The sequence below is a fragment of the Salmonella sp. SJTUF15591 genome, assembly GCF_043356435.1.
Lineage (GTDB): Bacteria > Pseudomonadota > Gammaproteobacteria > Enterobacterales > Enterobacteriaceae > Salmonella > Salmonella enterica.
The window spans coordinates 99340-112902 of record NZ_JBEUJO010000007.1; the positions used below are offsets into that span (position 1 = coordinate 99340).

Consider the following 13563-nt stretch of genomic DNA (forward strand, 5'->3'; position numbering starts at 1 on the left):
CCCGGTGTTGTGTAGGCCGGATAAGCGCAGCGCCATCCGGCGTAATGCTTTATCCGCGATGCAGTTTGCGTGGGATAAGATTTGTGAGCAATACAGACTCACGGTTCCAGGCCGTGGGTCATGAGAGAGAATTCGGGTTATGTTGCAGTTCATTCTCCGACGTTTGGGACTCGTTATCCCGACGTTTATCGGTATTACCCTTCTCACCTTTGCCTTTGTCCACATGATCCCCGGCGATCCGGTGATGATCATGGCGGGTGAGCGAGGTATTTCCCCTGAGCGTCATGCTCAACTGCTGGCTGAACTCGGTCTTGATAAACCGATGTGGCAGCAGTACCTCCATTATATCCGGGGGGTGATGCATGGCGATTTAGGCATCTCGCTGAAAAGCCGAATCCCTGTGTGGGACGAGTTCGTGCCTCGCTTTAAAGCGACGCTGGAACTTGGCGTCTGCGCCATGATTTTTGCCGTCGCCGTGGGGATTCCGGTGGGCGTGCTGGCCGCAGTGAAGCGCGGTTCTATCTTCGATCACACTGCTGTTGGCCTGGCGCTGACCGGTTACTCTATGCCTATCTTCTGGTGGGGCATGATGCTGATCATGCTGGTCTCCGTCCACTGGAACCTGACGCCGGTTTCCGGGCGCGTGAGCGATATGGTGTTCCTTGATGATACCAATCCGTTGACGGGCTTTATGCTGATCGACACCGCTATCTGGGGCGAAGAGGGTAACTTTATTGATGCGCTGGCGCATATGATCCTGCCTGCGATGGTGCTCGGCACAATCCCGCTGGCCGTCATTGTGCGTATGACCCGTTCGTCGATGCTGGAAGTGCTGGGGGAGGATTACATCCGTACCGCACGCGCCAAAGGGTTGACCAGGATGCGCGTCATTATCGTCCATGCTCTGCGTAACGCCATGCTGCCAGTCGTCACCGTGATCGGCCTGCAGGTCGGGACGCTGCTGGCGGGCGCGATTCTGACAGAAACTATCTTCTCGTGGCCCGGTCTGGGGCGCTGGCTGATCGATGCGCTGCAACGCCGCGATTATCCGGTAGTGCAGGGCGGCGTGTTACTGGTAGCGACGATGATTATTCTCGTCAACCTGCTGGTAGACCTGCTGTACGGCGTGGTGAACCCGCGTATTCGGCATAAGAAGTAAGGGGCCATCATGTCACAGGTTACTGAAAATAATGTTAATGCCGCACCGGCGCCCATGACGCCATTGCGGGAGTTCTGGCACTATTTCAAACGCAACAAAGGCGCGGTCGTCGGGCTGGCGTATGTTCTCATCGTGATCCTGATTGCGGTGTTTGCCAACTTTATTGCGCCGTACAACCCGGCAGAGCAGTTCCGCGATGCGCTGCTGGCGCCGCCGGTCTGGCAGGAAGGCGGCAGTTGGGCGCATATTCTGGGAACGGATGATGTTGGTCGCGATGTCCTCTCGCGCCTGATGTATGGCGCGCGTTTGTCACTGCTGGTCGGCTGTCTGGTGGTCGTCCTGTCGCTGGTAATGGGGATTATTCTCGGCCTGGTCGCGGGCTACTTCGGCGGTCTGGTCGATAACATCATCATGCGCGTGGTCGATATTATGCTGGCCCTGCCGAGCCTGCTGCTGGCGCTGGTGCTGGTGGCGATCTTCGGCCCCTCCATCGGCAACGCTGCGCTGGCGTTGACGTTTGTGGCGCTGCCGCACTATGTCCGCTTAACCCGCGCGGCGGTTCTGGTAGAGGTGAACCGCGATTATGTGACTGCCTCCCGCGTGGCGGGCGCAGGCGCGATGCGTCAGATGTTCGTCAATATTTTCCCGAACTGCCTTGCGCCGCTGATTGTTCAGGCATCGCTCGGTTTCTCTAACGCCATTCTCGATATGGCCGCCCTCGGCTTTCTTGGCATGGGCGCACAGCCGCCTACGCCGGAATGGGGCACCATGCTCTCTGACGTATTGCAGTTCGCGCAAAGCGCCTGGTGGGTCGTGACCTTCCCGGGGCTGGCGATTCTGCTGACGGTACTGGCATTTAACCTGATGGGTGACGGTCTGCGTGACGCGCTCGATCCCAAACTGAAGCAGTAAGAGGTTCGAGATGGCGTTATTAAATGTAGATCAATTATCGGTGCACTTCGGCGACGAAGGGACACCGTTCAAAGCCGTCGACCGCATTAGCTACAGCGTGAAGCAGGGTGAGGTGGTCGGTATTGTCGGCGAGTCTGGTTCCGGCAAATCCGTCAGCTCGCTGGCGATTATGGGGCTTATCGATTACCCAGGCCGCGTGATGGCGGAAAACCTGCTCTTTAACGGACAGGATCTGAAGCGCATTTCCGAGAAGGAACGTCGCAACCTGGTGGGCGCTGAAGTGGCGATGATTTTCCAGGACCCGATGACCAGCCTCAATCCTTGCTATACCGTTGGCTTTCAGATTATGGAAGCCATCAAGGTACATCAGGGCGGGAACAAGAAAACCCGTCGTCAGCGAGCGATTGACCTGTTGAACCAGGTGGGTATTCCCGATCCGGCTTCTCGTCTGGATGTCTATCCGCACCAGCTTTCTGGCGGCATGAGTCAGCGTGTGATGATTGCGATGGCAATAGCCTGTCGACCAAAGCTGTTAATTGCTGATGAACCGACCACGGCGCTGGATGTGACCATTCAGGCGCAAATTATTGAGCTGCTGCTGGAGTTGCAGCAAAAAGAGAACATGGCGCTGGTGCTGATTACCCATGACCTGGCGCTGGTGGCGGAAGCGGCGCACAAAATTATCGTCATGTACGCCGGGCAGGTCGTCGAAACAGGCGCTGCGCAGGATATTTTCCGCGCGCCGCGTCATCCGTATACCCAGGCATTGCTACGTGCGTTACCAGAGTTTGCGCAAGATAAAGCGCGTCTGGCGTCGCTGCCGGGCGTGGTGCCGGGGAAATATGACCGACCGACGGGTTGTCTGCTTAACCCGCGCTGCCCCTACGCCACGGACAGATGTCGTGCGGAAGAACCTGCTCTCAACCAACTGGACGATGGACGTCAGTCAAAATGTCATTACCCACTCGATGATGCCGGGAGGCCCACACTATGAGCACGCATGAGGCCACCTTGCAACAGCCGCTGTTGCGGGCTATCGACCTGAAAAAACACTATCCGGTGAAGAAGGGGATCTTTTCTCCGGAACGGCTGGTAAAAGCGCTGGACGGCGTGTCGTTTAATCTCGAACGCGGTAAAACGCTGGCCGTAGTGGGGGAGTCCGGTTGTGGAAAATCCACACTGGGTCGCCTGCTGACGATGATTGAAACGCCAACCGGCGGCGAGCTTTATTACCAGGGGCAGGATCTGCTCAAACACGATCCGCACGCGCAGAAACTGCGGCGGCAGAAAATTCAGATTGTGTTTCAGAACCCCTACGGTTCCCTGAACCCACGCAAGAAAGTGGGGCAAATTCTGGAAGAGCCGTTGCTGATCAATACCAGCCTGAGTAAAGCGCAGCGTCGTGAAAAAGCGCTGGCGATGATGGCGAAGGTGGGGCTGAAAACCGAGCACTACGACCGCTATCCGCATATGTTCTCCGGCGGCCAGCGTCAGCGTATCGCTATCGCCCGCGGTCTGATGCTTGATCCGGACGTAGTGATTGCCGACGAACCGGTCTCCGCGCTCGACGTGTCGGTGCGCGCCCAGGTGCTGAACCTAATGATGGATTTGCAACAGGATATGGGGCTGTCTTATGTCTTTATCTCGCACGACCTGTCGGTGGTGGAACACATCGCCGATGAAGTGATGGTCATGTACTTAGGCCGCTGCGTGGAGAAAGGGACCAAAGAGCAGATTTTTAACAATCCACGTCATCCCTATACCCAGGCGTTGCTCTCCGCCACGCCGCGGCTGAATCCGGACGATCGCCGTGAGCGGATTAAGCTGACCGGCGAGTTGCCGAGCCCGCTGAACCCGCCGCCGGGCTGCGCCTTCAACGCCCGCTGCAGCCGTCGCTTCGGACCCTGTACGCAGTTACAGCCGCAGCTTAAAGAGTACGACGGCCAGTTGGTGGCCTGCTTTGCCGTCGATCAGGATGAAAATCCGCAGAAACCGCTGAGTTAATTGCGTTTTATGCCGGATGGCGGCTGCGCCTTATCAAGCCTACACCGTACCTGTAGGCCTGGTAAGCGTAGCGCCACCGGGCATGGCTCTCCGGTACGACTTATTCAAGCAATTTTAATAACGGCGACAGGCACAACAATATTCCATATAACAGAATAAGCCAGGTTTTCAGGCCGCGTAATTTTTCCAGTTGCGTTACTTTATAAATCAGGAAAAAGGGAATAATACACGCGACAATGCCATAAAGCGGACTGCCTAACTGGAAAAAGACCAATACTGAGACGCGAAACGAAACCCAAATAACCAGAGTAACCACGATAAAGACACAGATTCCAGATGTCAGTAACAGTGGGTTGACATTTTTGACATCCATAATACGACTCAATACATTCAGTACAATACCTTTAAGCGCTTCGTGAAAACCTAAATAAATACCAAAGAACGCGGTAAGTACGGCAAAAATATTGAGGATGGTAGAGGTAATGTGGATGATATGGCCAGGGATTACCTGAGCTGCCAGCGCAAGGGCGGAAATATTCTGCTCGAATGCTGATACCGCCTCTTCATGACTAATCGAAAAGGTAAACGAGAACGAGAAAAAGAGAATAATGGCAATCAGCGTAATATAGCTAATGCGATGCGTGCGAATCGCCATCCGGGTGGCCAGCACACGGTCAGGCTCGCGCTTACGATAGGCGATGTTCATTGGGTTTAGCACCTGAATGAAGACCGCAGAAAAGAAGCAAAATGGGATAGTGAGCAGTACGTCGCGAAAGAAAACCGATGCGGCGGGAAAGGCGGAAATATTATCAAGATTCCAGTGTGGGATCATCGCGAAACCGAATATCACAATGATCCCGACTTTTACCACCACCATCGGGCCGGAAATTTTAAATAATAACTTTTCCCCGCCGGAGGCAATCGCCACCAGCACGGCGAAAATCACGACTTTATAGATAATAGACTGCGAAAGATCGGCCTCAGTAAGGCCGAAGGTTTTGATATAGGAGGCGCTATCAAACACCACCGACAGGGAATAAATAAACACCCCGTGGATAATCATAAGAAAATAGATTACACCGAGAAAAATGCCCCAGTTTTTGCCAAGATAGTGACTGATAATATCCGTATAATCGTCACAGGTTTCGCTTTCAGATAACGTTTTTAGATAAATATCCTGCACAATATAGGTAGCGGGATAGGCGATGATAAAAGCGGTAATAAATACCCAGATCCCCTTGAGACCGATTTGCACTGGCATTAAGACGGTACCGGCGCCGATCGCCATACCGATACACAAGAGCACCCAGCCAAAATCATATTTTGTAAACGGTAATCTCGTTGAAAGCGGTGTGGTCGTAGCGTTACTGTTATTTAATGGTAATGTGTCGTCCTGCATAGAGCCCCCTGCCCAAAATATACGCAGCTCTCTCATAAAGAATGCTGCCTATAACCAGGCTATAGTGCCTTGATACCCGATGCGGCAAACCGGTGACAGCGGTTCGCCGAGCAATCGTCAGAATGCTGCTTTTCTGCTGGCGCGTTCAAGGTCATGAATAATATCGTCGGGATCTTCAGGTCCCGCTGAAAGACGGATAAGTTCGTCGGTAATACCTGCTTTTAGCCATTCCTCTGGCGCAACAGGCGAATATGTCATAGACGCAGGATGCTGAACGAGGGTTTCGGTATCACCGGGACTGGCCGCGAGGAGGCATAATTTACAGAATTGAGCGGCTGACTGCCAGCCTCAGAAATGCTGAATGTATTCTGGCAAATAAAAGTAATCGTCTGCGAAGCGTCACGCAGATTGCACGTTAGCGCCGTGCCGGGACGGGGATTTTGCCGTAATATCAGCAGCAAGCCGGGTTTACCCGGTGAGGCGCAATGTTGCGGGGGCTTGATCCCCGGCGGCATAGGTTGCTGGATAGAGAAAACCCCCGCACGTTGACTGGTATAAACCTGGCAACCTGACGGGGGCTAACTTGAACCTCAACACATCAAGGATAGCCGCGAACGGTTGCCATTGCAACAAGGCGGCTATATGACGCTTACGCAGTTGGGCGTGGCCTTCTGGCACGATCTGGCGGCGCCGATCATTGCTGGCATTATCGCCAGTGTGATCGTCAACTGGCTACGTGACAGGAAGTAACGCGTTTTGAGCGTTTGCCCGCCGTAATGGCAACATGCGCCCGAACCAGGCCGCAGGGGAAACCTTGCGGCCTTTTTCGGTTTACTGCGGGTAAGGCACCCAGTCGCCGCCATTCAGACGAACGTAGGGCTTACCCTGGTACTGAATCACCACCGCATTAGCGTTTTCTGAAACCGGCGCGGTTTGCGGCAGATTGCTGGTCAGCTTGTTCCAGTTCACACTGTCTTCGGTAAAGAGCTTACCGTCCACGGCGCGTACGACCAGTTCGGAAATCGCCAGGTAGCTGCTCGGCTGATTAATATCAATCGGCGCGCCCTCATGCGGGGCTTTCATGCCAAAAAATTTCACGCCCGCCGGGACGTTGGTGATGGAGGGGCTGGGAATATCGCGCAGGCCTGAGATCTGCATTCTGTCGCCCTTCAGCGCGCCGCCATGCTCCGGTACGACCACCACCATCACCTTACGCCCGGATTTCTCCAGTTCGGTAAAGAAGGCGTCCAGTTCATCGAACAGTTTCTGCGCGCGGACTTTATAATCCGCCGTTTTGCTGACGCCGGGGAAGTGGTTGCCATCGTGTAGCGGCAGCAGGTTAAAGAAAGTCGCGGAGCGGGAATTGGCTTCACGTTCTTCCCCTGTCAACCAGCGGTTCAGGACCGCCAGATCGTCATATACCGGCGAGCCGTCGAATGACAGCAGGGCGGTTGGCAGGCCGGACTGGTTCATCAGTTCGCTCTGCATACCGCCGTTTTCGCGAACTTCTTTCAGGAAGCCGCCAAATTCACCGTTATGATCCATCATCAGATGCTGAGTAAAGCCCAGCTTCGCCAGATTATCAAACAGATAACATTCGTTATCGGCTGGTTGATAAAGTCGGGTATGCGATGGTTGACCACAGCTGGCGCGCAGCAGACGAATGGCCGCCGGGCCGCTGTAAGACGTACCGGAATTAAAGTGTTTAAACAAAATGTCAAAGTGCGACCATAGCGGATGTGACATCAGGCCTGCCGCTTCGACATCCGACCAGGAGAGCGAACAAATATTGATGACCAACAGGTCGAACGGCTGCGCATCAGGCGGAAGCTGCGCCGGGAACGTCGTTTTCCGCTTTTCTTCCGCGGCATAGAAGGTGTTCAACCAGGCGTTCAGATTCGCGGTCGTCGGCGGCGCGGTTTGCGCAGGCATATCGCCGATGACTGGTTTATCGCCCGCTGTCGCGACGGTAGCGGCCGCATTACCGCCAGTCGTCGTCACCGTATCGGTTGGCTGGCCTGCCGGCCACAGCGTAAAAACCGGGCCGGTTAATGTCAGGACATTCAGCCATACCATGATGGCGACCACAAACACCGTGACCCGAATCCACTGTGATAAAAATAGCCAGGCAACCAGCAGTACGAAGATGGCGCCGATCATTTGCCAGTTAATAAAACGGGCGATCAGATCGAGCAGATAACCGGAGCTGAATTCCGCCACCTGCGTCCCCTGGCTCATAATGCTTTGCGGGCCGGGTAGCCAGGTATCATGCCAGAACAGCGCGAAGCCGACGGGAATGGCAATCCAGTGGCGCAACCGGTGAAGGCGATACTTTGGTATTGGCATGAGCAGAAACGCCATGAATACCAGATTCAGTAAAGGATGAAAATTCAGATAGCCTGCCCACAGCAGGCCAAACTTGACCAGAAAATAGAAGTTCCAGCCGGAAAGACCGCGCCAGTATTGCCAGAGCGGAGAAGGCATTGAAGGAGTTTGAGTATGCTGAGTCATTTTTTGTCTGCCTTGACTTTCGTAGCGCGGCGCAGAGTTCCGGCTGGTTTTACATAACGAGGTTTGGCAAATAGCAGCCGGGTTGTATCACTGATACGGCGTAGCGAATGACGCGCCAGATACCCCAGCGGAAAGAAAATCAGCGCGCAAAAAAGAATAATTTGCACGATATCGCTGATGGTCATCATGATGCACGCTCCGCGGTGTCGTCGAGCAATCGCAGGGGTTCAGGAATACGACGCCAGATGCGGCCATCGTGTTCGGCATTTATTACCGGGTCGGCGCGTTTTGCCAGCGGTAGCGGCGTTCCCCACAGTTCCGGCGACAATAAGCGCATCTGCACCAGCTCGGCGCTGATTTGTTTATCTTCGAACCAGACCATACGATTAGAGAAAATATCGCCCGTCGGCAAAGGGAAAATATGGTTTAACGCGGTATCCAGATCGTTGACCCGGCAAAATGATAAAAACAGCACCAGACGGTTGCCGCCGATGGTCATAATATCGCCGGTTCGGTTTGGTCGACATAATGTCAACGCCTGCTCAACCCGAATGCCCGGCACCGGGCGCAGCGCGACCAGAACGCCTTTCCCGTCGGCGGGGAGCAGGGTGTTGCTCATCATCGTATGGATGGCATCGCAGAAGGTATCCCACGGCTGAAAACCGCGCAGTTTCAACGGCTGCGTCATCGACAGTAGCGTAGTGATGTCTTCCGGTACGTAACGGCTGAACTGCTGCCCCTGCACGCTTTCAATAAGCGTCAGACAGCGTGAAAGCGGGGCGTTCCAGGGAATGATCATATTCGCGCCGCAGCCCAGCAGCAGGCGCTCATCGGTGGCGCGCAAACTGGCGATATTTTCGCGCACGACAATTTTCAGCGCGCTTCCCCGCTGGCGTCGCAAAGTATGAATGCGACGAGCAAGCGGCTCGATTTGGTTGTTCTGTGTAAGCGAAAAAATAATTGTCGCGGCCTGCGCCGTGCGCGCGTCGTTGAATAGCGCTTCGTTATTGTCGAAAAGCGTCCAGTGTTCCGAGAGCGGCGGCGCGCCTTCAAGGACGGCGACGTGGCTAAGAATGCGTTTTTCGTCGCTACGCGGCTGAATTGCCGTCTCCTCCTGATGGGATAGCGTCCAGCGTTCGTCCTGCTGACACAGCAATAACTGCTGTCGGGCGCTGACGCCTTTTTCGTTACACCAGAAGGCAATATCGAACAAATGTTGGTCGCCCTGAAAACGTAAACTGGCGAGGCCAAAAAGTGAGCGATACTCGCCCATCAACAACGAGGACTGTTTATCGCTATTATTACAAGGGTTAATAACCAACAATGAACAGTGATGAAAACGAGTCCATTTATTCATTTTTTCCAGCCATTTATGCAGGCTTTCTGACGTTATATTCCGCCACGTGTTATTTGCACAAATAAGAATGAAAAAGTAATGCGTCGGGTTCACAGAACAAAGCAAATCGTGGGGCAAAGAGTATAGCCCTTTTTCTGAATCCGGCATGGTAAATAAGCGGATTTTCTCCGGACCGTGAGATTCATCTAATTTGATTACTTTGCCAGGATCGCCTTCCATGCCGATGACGGCGACATTTGCATTCTCCGTTTGTGACGCAATCGTTTGATTCACCAAGCTGATGGCATCTTGCTGGCGATCGGCGTTAACCCACCAGACGCCGCCGGTTGGCATATGGCGCAGTTCATACCATAATGATGAGATGCCGAGAGAAAATACGGGGTCCACAGTGTCCCTCATGTCAGTATTTTAACTGTTTATCAGTTTACTAGCGAAAGCACAGAAATAAACCTAACATTGAAATTAAAACGCATCAGATTTAGCATGTGAATCAATTTGTCCGGCAGGATGCCCTGTAACTCTGCGCTTTGCATTTTTACACATTATAAATGATGTCACGGAAAGATGAAAAATGCGCGTTCTCCCGTATTGACGACGGGGCGTAATGCTGCCAGTGAGAAATATTTAAAAAGGAGCAACCAGAATGTATAACAATGAACCTGGCGCTCAGTCCGATCCAACGTTGGGCTACACTTTTCAAAATGATTTTCTGGCATTAAGCCAGGCGTTTTCACTACCCGAAATAGATTACACCGATATTTCCCAACGTGAACAGTTGGCGGCGGCGATTAAAAGATGGCCACTCCTGGCTGAATTTGCGCAACCACATTCATTAAGGAAGCCATGAATGGCGATTCTGGGACTGCAGGGCGTGCGTGGCGGGGTGGGAACCACATCTCTCACCGCAGCACTCGCCTGGGCGTTACAAATCTTAGGGGAAAATGTCCTGGTGATTGACGCCAGCCCCGATAACCTGCTGCGCATGTCGTTTAACGTCGACTTCGTCCATCAGGGCGGTTGGGCGCGATCGTTGCTGGACGGCCAGGACTGGCGCGATGCCGGATTACGTTATACCTCACAGCTTGATCTACTGCCGTTTGGACAGCTCACCGCGCAGGAGCGGGAAAATCCGCAGGCCTGGCAGGAGACGCTGGGAGAGATCGGATCGGCTATCCAGGCGCTGAAAGCGAGCGGGCGTTATAGCTGGATTTTACTGGACTTGCCCTACGGCGCGTCACCGCTGACACGGCAGCTGGTGAGCCTCTGCGACCATACGCTGGCGATAGCCCAGGTTGACGCTAACTGCCATATTCGCCTTCATCAGCAGGCGTTGCCTGCCGGGGCGCATATTCTGATCAATGACTTACGCATTGGCAGCCAGTTACAGGACGATCTGTACCAGGTCTGGCTGCAAAGCCAGCGCCGGTTGCTGCCCATTGTGATCCATCGCGATGAGGCGATGGCGGAGTGCATGGCGTCGAAACAGCCGTTAGGCGAATATCGCAGCGATTCGTTAGCCGCCGAAGAGGTGTTAACGCTGGCGAACTGGTGCCTGCTGCATGATGCGGGCGACAAAACGTCCGCCGGGAGCCTGCGATGAGCGCCCTTTCCCGGTGGCTGCTTATCCCGCCGGTTAGCTCGCGTTTGAGCGAGCGCTATCAGGGTTACCGCCGCCACGGCGCGTCGCCGTTTAGCGCAGCGCTCGGCTGCCTGTGGATGATTCTGGCGTGGATAGTGTTTCCGCTTGAGCATCCGCGCTGGCAGCGTATTCGCGACGGGCATAAAGCGCTTTATCCGCATATTAACGCCGCCCGCCCGCGCCCGCTGGACCCGGCCCGTTACCTCATTCAGACCCTCTGGCTGGTGATGATCTCGTCGACTAAAGAACGTCATGAACCGCGCTGGCGGTCATTTGCGCGCCTGAAGGACGTTCGTGGACGTTACCATCAATGGATGGATACCTTACCGGAACGGGTGCGCCAAAAGACAACGCACCTGGAAAAGGAAAAAGAGCTGGGACATCTTAGCAACGGCGCCCGGCGTTTTATTCTGGGCGTTATCGTGACCTTTTCACTGATACTGGCGCTGATCTGTATTACGCAGCCATTTAACCCGCTATCGCAATTTATCTTTCTGCTGTTGCTGTGGGGCGTTGCGCTGTTGGTACGACGTATGCCGGGACGCTTTTCCGCGCTGATGCTCATCGTGCTGTCGCTAACGGTCTCCTGTCGTTATATCTGGTGGCGCTATACCTCGACGCTAAATTGGGACGACCCGGTCAGTCTGGTGTGCGGGCTGATCCTACTGTTTGCGGAAACCTACGCCTGGATTGTGCTGGTGCTGGGGTACTTCCAGGTGGTGTGGCCGTTAAATCGTCAACCGGTGCCGTTGCCGAAAGAGATGTCGCAGTGGCCGACGGTGGATATTTTTGTACCGACCTATAACGAAGACCTTAACGTGGTCAAAAATACCATTTACGCTTCGCTTGGCATTGACTGGCCGAAGGACAAGCTGAATATCTGGATCCTTGATGACGGCGGGCGTGAATCATTTCGTCATTTTGCCCGACATGTTGGCGTGCATTACATTGCCCGCGCCACGCATGAACACGCCAAAGCCGGCAACATCAACAATGCGCTAAAACACGCGAAAGGCGAGTTTGTGGCGATCTTCGATTGCGACCATGTGCCGACGCGCTCGTTTCTGCAAATGACAATGGGCTGGTTCCTGAAAGAAAAACAGCTGGCGATGATGCAGACGCCGCATCATTTCTTCTCCCCGGACCCGTTTGAGCGCAACCTGGGACGTTTTCGTAAAACGCCTAACGAAGGCACGCTGTTTTACGGACTGGTGCAGGACGGTAACGATATGTGGGACGCCACTTTCTTTTGCGGATCGTGCGCGGTGATTCGCCGTAAGCCGCTGGATGAGATTGGCGGTATCGCCGTTGAGACGGTGACGGAAGATGCGCATACTTCGCTCCGGCTGCACCGGCGAGGTTATACCTCAGCGTATATGCGCATTCCGCAGGCGGCGGGGCTGGCGACGGAAAGCCTGTCGGCGCATATCGGGCAGCGTATTCGTTGGGCGCGGGGCATGGTGCAAATTTTCCGCCTCGATAACCCTCTGTTTGGTAAAGGCTTAAAACTGGCGCAGCGGCTGTGCTACCTCAACGCGATGTTCCATTTCTTGTCCGGCATTCCGCGTCTGATCTTTCTGACCGCGCCGCTGGCTTTTCTGCTGCTGCACGCCTATATCATTTATGCGCCTGCGTTGATGATTGCGCTATTTGTGATACCGCACATGGTCCACGCCAGCCTGACTAACTCGAAGATTCAGGGCAAGTATCGTCACTCTTTCTGGAGTGAAATCTATGAAACGGTACTGGCATGGTATATCGCACCGCCGACTCTGGTCGCGTTGATCAATCCGCACAAAGGGAAATTTAACGTCACGGCGAAAGGCGGGCTGGTGGAAGAGAAGTACGTCGACTGGGTAATCTCGCGTCCGTATATCTTCCTTGTCTTGCTTAACCTGCTCGGCGTGGCGGCGGGCGTATGGCGATACTATTACGGGCCGGAAAATGAAACGCTGACCGTCATCGTTAGCCTGGTGTGGGTCTTCTATAACCTGGTCATTCTCGGCGGCGCGGTTGCGGTTTCGGTAGAGAGTAAACAGGTCAGGCGCGCGCATCGGGTCGAGATTGCCATGCCGGGGGCCATCGCCCGCGAAGATGGACATTTGTTCTCCTGTACCGTACATGACTTCTCCGACGGCGGGTTAGGCATCAAGATCAACGGTCAGGCGCAGGTGCTGGAAGGGCAGAAAGTGAATCTGTTGCTTAAACGCGGGCAGCAGGAATATGTCTTTCCAACGCAGGTGGTGCGCGTAACGGGCAATGAGGTCGGACTACAACTGATGCCGCTCACCACCAAACAACATATTGATTTTGTGCAGTGTACCTTCGCGCGCGCCGATACGTGGGCGCTTTGGCAAGATAGCTTCCCGGAAGATAAACCGCTGGAAAGCTTGCTGGATATTCTGAAGCTGGGCTTCCGCGGATATCGCCACCTCGCGGAGTTCGCGCCGCCTTCAGTAAAAGTAATTTTCCGATCGTTGACGGCGTTAATTGCCTGGATTGTATCGTTTATTCCGCGTCGCCCGGAGCGGCAAGCGGCGATACAGCCGTCGGATCGGGTTATGGCTCAGGCTCAACAATGA

Annotated in this window: 12 protein-coding genes and 1 pseudogene; 8 read left to right on the top strand and 5 right to left on the bottom strand. The window is 54.4% G+C overall.

The genetic code is table 11. The features are described from left to right. The first annotated feature begins 139 nt into the window (after window positions 1–139). From dppB to dppF, 4 genes are read left to right on the top strand one after another with little or no spacing between them, the layout of a single operon-like run. Window positions 140–1159: a dipeptide ABC transporter permease DppB gene (gene dppB / locus ABVM99_RS16855; protein WP_023195895.1), complete on the top strand. Its 1020-nt coding sequence runs from the start codon at window positions 140–142 to the stop codon at window positions 1157–1159. A gap of 9 nt (window positions 1160–1168) precedes the next feature. Then, window positions 1169–2071, top strand: a complete 903-nt coding sequence (dppC, locus tag ABVM99_RS16860) for a dipeptide ABC transporter permease DppC (RefSeq protein WP_000084690.1) — start codon at window positions 1169–1171, stop codon at window positions 2069–2071. A 10-nt stretch (window positions 2072–2081) separates the two neighbouring features. Then, the gene (gene dppD / locus ABVM99_RS16865) at window positions 2082–3065 is read left to right on the top strand and encodes a dipeptide ABC transporter ATP-binding protein (RefSeq protein WP_001196509.1); all 984 of its coding nucleotides are present in this window, start codon (window positions 2082–2084) and stop codon (window positions 3063–3065) included. Next, the gene (dppF, locus tag ABVM99_RS16870; protein WP_000103563.1) at window positions 3062–4075 is read left to right on the top strand and encodes a dipeptide ABC transporter ATP-binding subunit DppF; all 1014 of its coding nucleotides are present in this window, start codon (window positions 3062–3064) and stop codon (window positions 4073–4075) included. Before dppD ends, dppF begins: the two co-directional genes overlap by 4 nt. Before the next feature lie 100 nt (window positions 4076–4175). Here dppF and ABVM99_RS16875 read toward each other — a convergent pair whose 3' ends face one another. Beyond that, window positions 4176–5474 (bottom strand): aromatic amino acid transport family protein, encoded by a 1299-nt coding sequence (locus ABVM99_RS16875; RefSeq protein ID WP_023195894.1) that lies wholly within the window; start codon window positions 5472–5474, stop codon window positions 4176–4178. Window positions 5475–5591: 117 nt separating this feature from the next. Next, a pseudogene (locus tag ABVM99_RS16880) lies at window positions 5592–5744 on the bottom strand (PLP-dependent transferase); the annotation flags it as partial. A gap of 372 nt (window positions 5745–6116) precedes the next feature. On the opposite strand from ABVM99_RS16880, the gene ABVM99_RS16885 reads away from it, so the two are divergent. Beyond that, entirely contained in the window at window positions 6117–6224 is a 108-nt protein-coding gene (locus ABVM99_RS16885; protein WP_001537650.1) for a type I toxin-antitoxin system toxin Ldr family protein, read from the top strand. An 81-nt stretch (window positions 6225–6305) separates the two neighbouring features. Here the strand turns inward: ABVM99_RS16885 and bcsG are convergent, their stop codons facing one another. The 3 genes from bcsG to bcsE are packed head-to-tail and all read right to left on the bottom strand — an operon-like array spanning window position 6306 to window position 9741. Beyond that, entirely contained in the window at window positions 6306–7985 is a 1680-nt protein-coding gene (gene bcsG / locus ABVM99_RS16890; protein ID WP_023195893.1) for a cellulose biosynthesis protein BcsG, read from the bottom strand. Then, complete coding sequence (gene bcsF, locus ABVM99_RS16895; protein WP_000988321.1) at window positions 7982–8173, bottom strand: cellulose biosynthesis protein BcsF; 192 nt, start codon at window positions 8171–8173, stop codon at window positions 7982–7984. The genes bcsG and bcsF overlap by 4 nt, the downstream gene beginning before the upstream one ends. Then, entirely contained in the window at window positions 8170–9741 is a 1572-nt protein-coding gene (gene bcsE / locus ABVM99_RS16900; RefSeq protein WP_023195892.1) for a cellulose biosynthesis c-di-GMP-binding protein BcsE, read from the bottom strand. Before bcsE ends, bcsF begins: the two co-directional genes overlap by 4 nt. A 244-nt stretch (window positions 9742–9985) precedes the next feature. Here bcsE and bcsR point away from each other — a divergent pair, with 244 nt between their 5' ends. From bcsR to bcsA, 3 genes are read left to right on the top strand one after another with little or no spacing between them, the layout of a single operon-like run. Then, window positions 9986–10189, top strand: coding sequence for a cellulose biosynthesis protein BcsR (gene bcsR, locus ABVM99_RS16905; protein WP_000282616.1), 204 nt, complete (start codon window positions 9986–9988; stop codon window positions 10187–10189). Beyond that, window positions 10190–10942: a cellulose biosynthesis protein BcsQ gene (gene bcsQ / locus ABVM99_RS16910; protein ID WP_000996118.1), complete on the top strand. Its 753-nt coding sequence runs from the start codon at window positions 10190–10192 to the stop codon at window positions 10940–10942. Beyond that, a complete protein-coding gene (gene bcsA, locus ABVM99_RS16915; RefSeq protein ID WP_023195891.1) occupies window positions 10939–13563 on the top strand; it encodes a UDP-forming cellulose synthase catalytic subunit in 2625 nt (874 codons plus the stop codon). The genes bcsQ and bcsA overlap by 4 nt, the downstream gene beginning before the upstream one ends.